The sequence below is a fragment of the Paenibacillus sp. Aloe-11 genome (assembly GCF_000245715.1).
In the GTDB taxonomy this organism is placed as follows: Bacteria; Bacillota; Bacilli; order Paenibacillales; family Paenibacillaceae; genus Paenibacillus; species Paenibacillus kribbensis.
Window position 1 is genome coordinate 385,850 of the sequence record NZ_JH601050.1, and the last position, 6,560, is coordinate 392,409.

The following is a 6,560-nucleotide window of genomic DNA, read 5'->3' on the forward strand; positions in this document are numbered from 1 at the left end:
ACATTAGCCTACGGATCAAAGTTGTTGTTCAAGATAGGTCTCCGGTCTCATAGCCGGGGACCTTTTAACATTAAAATGAATATCACAAAGTGGAGATGTCAAATATGATAACATTCACAGCTTTGTCACATCATAAATGAATTCAAAAACATTTTTATACAAGTCTTGAACGCATTTATGAATACTGCTATCATAGCGATAATATCCACACCAGAGTAGAGAAGGGATGGGAAATTGTTGAGTAAGAGAGCCTATAATTTTAATGCAGGACCAGCGGCATTGCCGCTAAAGGTACTGGAACGTGTACAAGCTGAATTCGTGGATTTTCAGGGGACAGGAATGTCCATCATGGAAATGTCTCATCGCGGAGCCGTGTATGAATCTGTTCATAATGAGGCACAGGAACGTTTGTTATCTCTGCTGGGCAATCCTAAGGGTTATAAGGTGTTGTTCCTGCAAGGGGGCGCCAGTACGCAATTTGCAATGCTGCCTTTGAATTTCCTGAGCGAAGGACAGGTCGGAAGCTATGTAATGACAGGTAGCTGGTCCGACAAGGCATACAAAGAGGCCAAGCTGCTGGGCAAGGCTCATATTGCCGCATCCTCTGCTGATGAGAAGTACATGCGTCTTCCAAATGTGGAATCTTTGGACTTGCCTGAGCATACTGCTTATGTACATATGACGTCCAATGAGACGATTGAAGGTACACAGTTCAAGCAATTTCCAGATACGGGTTCCGTACCGTTGATTGTTGATATGTCCAGTGATATTTTTTGCAAGCCGTTTGATGTTACTCAATTTGGATTGATCTACGCAGGCGCGCAAAAAAATCTGGGACCTTCTGGTGTAACGGTCGTCGTTGCCCGTGAAGAGCTGTTGGCATCCTCGCCGTCCAACATACCTACGATGCTGCGTTACAGCACGTATGAAAAAAATAACTCTCTCTACAATACACCGCCATCCTTTGCCATCTATATGGTGAATGAAGTGCTGAAATGGATTCAGGAGGAAGGTGGCCTGGAAGGCATTGAGCGTGTAAACCAACAGAAGGCTGCATTGCTCTACGACCGTATTGACAGCAGCGAAGGCTTCTATCGTGGCTGTGTGGACAGCAGAGATCGCTCCATTATGAATGTAACCTTCCGTCTCGCTAATGAGGATCTGGAAAAGCAATTTATTAAGGAATCCGAGCAGGCCGGGTTTATCGGATTGAAGGGACATCGCAGCGTAGGAGGGCTTCGCGCTTCGATCTACAATGCTGTTCCATTGGAGAACTGTCAAGCATTGGCGGAGTTTATGGATAGCTTCAAGCAACGTAACCGTTGATTTTACGGATATATATTTCGATACACGCGATTTGAAATCGAAAAAGTAAAAGTAAAGCCTTCCCTGAACGTGTATAGGGGAAGGCTTTTAGCAGTGTGGGGGATAGATGATAAAAAGATGAAGGGAACGAAACATAATGCCATTACATATTGTGCTAGTTGAGCCGGAAATCCCGGCTAACACAGGGAATATTGCCAGAACGTGTGCTGCAACCGGGACACATCTGCATCTGGTGAAGCCACTGGGCTTCCGTACCGACGATGCCACGTTAAAACGGGCCGGGCTTGATTATTGGTATGCTGTCCACATTGAATACCACGAGTCTTTTGCTGAGGTACAGGAGAAGTATCAGGAAGGCCGTTTTTTTTATGCGACGACAAAAGCAAACCAGCGCTATAGCGATATTTCATTCCGGGATGGAGACTTTCTGGTATTTGGTAAAGAAACGAAGGGATTGCCTCCCGAATTGTTAGCAGCGAATCCGGAAACATGCATTAAGATGCCTATGTCAGATAAAGTAAGATCTCTAAACTTGTCGAATTCCGCTGCGATTATCGTTTATGAAGCGTTGAGACAAATGGATTTTCCAGGTTTATCGTGATTAAAGTCACGTAAACTGTGAATAAAGAACCAGGACCTTAGTTGCTGATGAAAGTTGCGCAATATTTGCCTAGATGAACCTGACTGCGGGGCTTGAATAAAGGCTATATTGTCGAAATTTGCAAAATTCTCTTATTAGAGCTAATGATAATTGACTTACCGGTCGATAAGAATATTATAGACATTCTGTCCCATACTTTGATAGGGTTCATGATTTTATGAAAAAATGTAATAAAATTTCCTGTGATCAGCAGGATTCGACAAAAAGACAGCGAATACTACATAAAGAATAGTGTCTTTGTACCTAGTTTTTCGCAGGGAAAGCAAACTGTAAGTTATTACTGAATAGGAGAGGTGTACGATCACGATGAAACCTGCTGGTGTAGTGCGTAAAGTTGATCAATTGGGGAGAATAGTCTTGCCTAAGTCACTGCGCAAAAGATATCAAATGAATGAGGGAGATCCTGTCGAAATTTTGGTTCAGGGTGATCATATTATTTTGGAGCGTTATCGTCCGAAATGTGTATTTTGCGGTTCAATAGATCAAGTAAACGATTTTAAAGACCGTTATATTTGTGCTCAATGTCTGACAGAAATGACACAGTACTCCTCCTAATGAGGCAAAAGCATCACGACATTCGTTCGTGATGCTTTTTTTTAATTGAGCCATACTTCGACAAGCATATTTTATTATTTATAGAATAAAAAATGAGTAGGGACCGGACGAAGTTGACCATCTGACGGCTTGTTAACGATTCGACCGTTCAATATGAGCGACGAGGAGCCGCCTCCGTCCAAATTATAAGCATCCTGAACACCCAGATTGTACATCTTCCCTTGTAGTTCTTCGAGTGTTGCACCTGAACCCCCGCTTTCATTGTAGCCGTCTACGACGATAATGAGCAGTTGGTCGTCTTTATAGTTGCCGATGACCGTCCGTGGGGCCCGCAGGGGCGAGATTTTCCACTTCTCAGGAATAGGCATCTTCTGTCCCTTTTGGAGCAGAACGGGAACAAAGGTAGCCCCAAAGGCAGGTTTTAAGCTATCCAGCGCGCCTTGACTGTAAAATTTACCCCCGATAAGCTTGCCATTGCTGCTCAGTCCGACGAATGACAAATCCTTGAAACTGGATTGAAAGCCGGTAAGGTAGTGGCCGTTCAAGACGGTAGTACTTAATGGATAGCGTTTGCCGTCTCCATCCGCAAAGCCGCCTGCATTGATGCCAGCGACAGCTCCGTGTCTCAAGACAGCACGCATAGTTGTTTCAGAGCCGCCCAATTTGTCGCTCCCCAGAGACATTTTCATAGCGGTAGGATCTTTCAGTTTAACCTTCATGGCATAGCCGTGATAAATCCCCGGGTTCACCTTGAACAATTCAATGGTAATCCGGTTGCTGTCTACATGCTCATAGGGAACCCCCAGCTTGGCGGTGATGCGTCGATCATAGATGATCGCGGGACGCTTGGACTGAGTAGAGGCTGTTTGGACAAGCTGATTCATCGTTTGGGTTGTTTGCTTATACAGCTCGGATGTCCGGCGAATCGTGGACAAAGTGTACGTTGCCGTTTGTTTGGCTTCATCAAGCTGCTTGCTTACGGATTGCGTTTGTACAATAGTTTCGGCTTTTTGCAGGCCCGGAGCAGTGGACCCGGGAAAGCTCAAAGGGGGATGCACTAACAAAATACACCCCAATAAACCGATAAAAGGAGCAAGGGCTAACATAAAGAACCGATTCACTTGTTTTGCATCTATGTTCATTTTAGCAAGTCCATTTTTTTCTGAAGTATATTAAGCTGCTGCTTGACTTCGTTTAATTGGGTATAAAGCTTGTTGCTGTTATCGGTTTTGTTATTGGCATTGTCCTTCGTAAAGGTCAGCAATTCATTGAAGGACTGCACTTTGCCCTGCAAGTCGCTAACTTCCTTGGAAAGTGTGGTTAGCTGCTTTTCATAGTCGGATTTAAGTGCTTGAATCTGTTGGTCTGTATGGGTTTGCATCTCGTTTAGCATTTGCTGCTTCAAGTGATTGCTATACAGATAGGTTGCGAGAGCACCTAGAATAATAAGTATAAACCAAAATAGCAGAAATGCCTTTACGGGCAACCCCTTTCTTGAATGGCTCCGCCGAGCTTCGGCAAGAGGGCGTTCAGGTGATGCTTGCATGTGATTTTTCAACTCCCGTGTAAAGTCAAATTTCCAGTCTTTATTTTGCAGTTCCAATTCTATCATGGGCCTATTTATTTCGCAAAAGCGAAATAGGAGTATAAAAAATATTTGGAAAAAGAGATTGCATCGGAAGGAAGTCCTAGGATACAATTTCCTTAAACCGTTCTCGCTTCCTATACGTTCACATTCGCGCAATTCCTACATATGCAATCTCTAATTTTAGATCCATTTTAGCGAACTATGTATTTTCTTGTAAACAGAGGAGGTTAAGACATGAGAAAAGTATGGCAGGTGGTCATTATAGATATCCATCCTACAAGTATGCTGGGAACAAAGCTTATTTTGGAAGATCAGCAAGATTTACTTGTTAGAGGGATGTCCTCCTCCGGAACGGAAGGCCTGGAACTGGCTTGTTCCATCCAGCCGGAAATTATTTTAATGGATTACAGGTTGCCCGAGGGAACTGCTGAACCGTTTTTGACCCAAATGCGGGCCTTGTCTCCGGACAGCCATATTGTTATTATGACGGATGAGGATAATATTACGTTGTTTCAGCAATTGATTTCGCTGGGGGCGAATGGAATGCTGTCCAAACAGGCGTCACCGAACCAGCTGATTCATCTGATCAACGGTTTACGCGAAGGATTTGCTTCTTTACCGATGGACTGGATTCGCTGTGGGAACTGGCCGTTTTTGCCGTTAGTGGCTTCTGAGCCTTTTGATGAATTGACACAAACCGAAGTTTTCATTATGGAACGTATTGTACAAGGCATTACATATGATAAAATTGCCATCGAGATCGAAGTGAGTCGGCGCTCCATTGATAATTATCTGCGTAAAATTTATGCAAAATTAGGCGTGTCCAGCCGGGCGCAGGCCATTGAGCGCTATGCCTTATATGCACGTCAGATGAAGCAGCTATATGCCTGACGCGTCAGCCCGGAGGCAGTGACCTATTTTCAGGAGAAGGAGGATGTTCATGCAATATTCCTTTGCTTCACGAACGGCTGCAATGTTGGCTTCTCCAGTGCGTCATATCCGGGAAAATGCGAGAAGACACTCCTTTATATCTCTGGCTGAAGAATTGCCTGCACAAGAACTGTTTCCGGTGAAGCTGCTGGAAGAAGCAGCCCATGATGTGTTTGGTTCCGGCCCTGACGCCCTCCAGTATGGTGAACCGGAGGGCTATTTTCCTTTGCGGGCATGGCTTGCGGGAGAGTGGGAGCAGCGAAAAGGAGTCAGGCTGCCCCCGGGGCAAATTCTTCTCACAACAGGCAGTCAGCAGGCCATTGACCTGATCGTAAGACTGATGGTGGATGAGCGTGATCCGGTGTTGGTCGAAAATCCGACCTCCCCCGGATGTTTGCAGGTGCTATCTATGCAGGGGGCGCAGGTTGTGCCTGTTGAATCAGATGAGGAAGGTGTAGTCCCTGATAAGCTTGAAGCTTTAATGATTCGCTATCGTCCCAAGCTTTTTTTTGCCACGCCGACGTTTGCGAACCCGACCGGTTCCTTATGGAGCGCAGCAAGACGGCAGGAAATTTTAGATTTATGCAGGCACCATCAGGTGCTGGTTGTAGAGGACGATTCTTACGGTGAATTGCATTTTAAGCAAAAAAACGAGTCCCCTGACAAGAGTCCGCATGGACAGAGTCGGAAATTTGCAGAGGCGTATCCTTCGCTGTTTGCACTGGATCATGCGGGTCAGGGCGGTCAAGTGCTATATATTGGTTCATTTAATAAAACGATCGCTCCCGGACTGCGTACCGGCTGGGCGGCTGGTCCCGCCCCGCTGATTGAAGGAATGTATGCCTTGAAGCAACTGGCCGATATGCAGTCCAGTACGATGAACCAGCGACTGCTGTTCCAACTGTTGACCCGTTCGCGTTTCCAATGGCACGAGCACTTGGCGATGCTGAACAAAGAATATTCAACACGGCTTCAGCTCATTTTGGAGCTGCTTAAGCGGCCGTTTTGGAAGGACGTGACGTATCATATTCCATCAGGCGGCATGTATGTATGGGTGCGGCTGCCCGATGGGCTGGACAGTGCATTGCTATTAAAAGCGGCATTGCCCAAAGGCGTAGCCTTTATGCCAGGGGCGCTGTGTGCGGTTGGCAGTGAGGGTGCGTCCCATATTCGCCTTAATTTTAGCCATCCGGGCCGCGAGCAGCTACTTATGGGCATGAATCTGATCGGTGAGACGATCAGTGAGTTTACCGCCCGAAGCTAGCAGGCATACCGACACTCCACCGCCTAATGTCAGCCATCCTTCGTATCGGCAGCAGTGGTGGAGGAGTAAGGGGCTGGCGTTTCTGCGATTCGATGTTGCGCGTCGCCTTCGTCAGGCTCTACGGCCTTTGCTGCGGCCGTTTCAGTCCCTTGCTCTTGCAGCACCGCCGCATACTCGCTTAGAGCCGCTTCGCCGAACGGAGTCAGCTTATAGCGGCCACGGGCTACGCGCTCAAA

At 46.4% G+C, this 6,560-nt stretch carries 7 protein-coding genes and 1 pseudogene; 5 read left to right on the forward strand and 3 right to left on the reverse strand.

The features are described from left to right. Positions 1 to 234 precede the first annotated feature (234 nt). The 3 genes from serC (at position 235) to WG8_RS07845 (ending at position 2,542) form a co-directional block, all read left to right on the forward strand. Positions 235 to 1,326: a 3-phosphoserine/phosphohydroxythreonine transaminase gene (gene serC / locus WG8_RS07835; RefSeq protein WP_007429585.1), complete on the forward strand. Its 1,092-nt coding sequence runs from the start codon at positions 235 to 237 to the stop codon at positions 1,324 to 1,326. A gap of 136 nt (positions 1,327 to 1,462) precedes the next feature. Continuing rightward, the gene (gene trmL / locus WG8_RS07840; protein ID WP_007429586.1) at positions 1,463 to 1,927 is read left to right on the forward strand and encodes a tRNA (uridine(34)/cytosine(34)/5-carboxymethylaminomethyluridine(34)-2'-O)-methyltransferase TrmL; all 465 of its coding nucleotides are present in this window, start codon (positions 1,463 to 1,465) and stop codon (positions 1,925 to 1,927) included. A gap of 366 nt (positions 1,928 to 2,293) precedes the next feature. Further along, complete coding sequence (locus tag WG8_RS07845) at positions 2,294 to 2,542, forward strand: AbrB/MazE/SpoVT family DNA-binding domain-containing protein (RefSeq protein ID WP_007429587.1); 249 nt, start codon at positions 2,294 to 2,296, stop codon at positions 2,540 to 2,542. Between the two features lie 74 nt (positions 2,543 to 2,616). Here the strand turns inward: WG8_RS07845 and WG8_RS07850 are convergent, their stop codons facing one another. Beyond that, positions 2,617 to 3,684, reverse strand: coding sequence for a phosphodiester glycosidase family protein (locus tag WG8_RS07850; protein WP_043890877.1), 1,068 nt, complete (start codon positions 3,682 to 3,684; stop codon positions 2,617 to 2,619). After that, the gene (locus WG8_RS07855; protein WP_007429589.1) at positions 3,681 to 4,088 is read right to left on the reverse strand and encodes a hypothetical protein; all 408 of its coding nucleotides are present in this window, start codon (positions 4,086 to 4,088) and stop codon (positions 3,681 to 3,683) included. Before WG8_RS07855 ends, WG8_RS07850 begins: the two co-directional genes overlap by 4 nt. A 276-nt stretch (positions 4,089 to 4,364) precedes the next feature. On the opposite strand from WG8_RS07855, the gene WG8_RS07860 reads away from it, so the two are divergent. Both WG8_RS07860 and WG8_RS07865 read left to right on the forward strand, forming a co-directional pair. Further along, the gene (locus WG8_RS07860) at positions 4,365 to 5,021 is read left to right on the forward strand and encodes a response regulator transcription factor (protein WP_007429590.1); all 657 of its coding nucleotides are present in this window, start codon (positions 4,365 to 4,367) and stop codon (positions 5,019 to 5,021) included. Positions 5,022 to 5,070: 49 nt separating this feature from the next. Beyond that, positions 5,071 to 6,324, forward strand: coding sequence for an aminotransferase-like domain-containing protein (locus WG8_RS07865; protein ID WP_007429591.1), 1,254 nt, complete (start codon positions 5,071 to 5,073; stop codon positions 6,322 to 6,324). A gap of 29 nt (positions 6,325 to 6,353) precedes the next feature. Here the strand turns inward: WG8_RS07865 and WG8_RS28160 are convergent. Beyond that, positions 6,354 to 6,560, reverse strand: a pseudogene (locus WG8_RS28160) (hypothetical protein); the annotation flags it as partial.

Coding starts and splice junctions, on each gene's coding strand:
- WG8_RS07850 (WP_043890877.1), bottom strand. CDS start 3,684: ATGAACATAGATGCAAAACAAGTGAATCGGTTCTTTATGTTAGCCCTT.
- trmL (WP_007429586.1), top strand. CDS start 1,463: ATGCCATTACATATTGTGCTAGTTGAGCCGGAAATCCCGGCTAACACA.
- WG8_RS07865 (WP_007429591.1), top strand. CDS start 5,071: ATGCAATATTCCTTTGCTTCACGAACGGCTGCAATGTTGGCTTCTCCA.
- WG8_RS07845 (WP_007429587.1), top strand. CDS start 2,294: ATGAAACCTGCTGGTGTAGTGCGTAAAGTTGATCAATTGGGGAGAATA.
- WG8_RS07860 (WP_007429590.1), top strand. CDS start 4,365: ATGAGAAAAGTATGGCAGGTGGTCATTATAGATATCCATCCTACAAGT.
- WG8_RS07855 (WP_007429589.1), bottom strand. CDS start 4,088: ATGCAAGCATCACCTGAACGCCCTCTTGCCGAAGCTCGGCGGAGCCAT.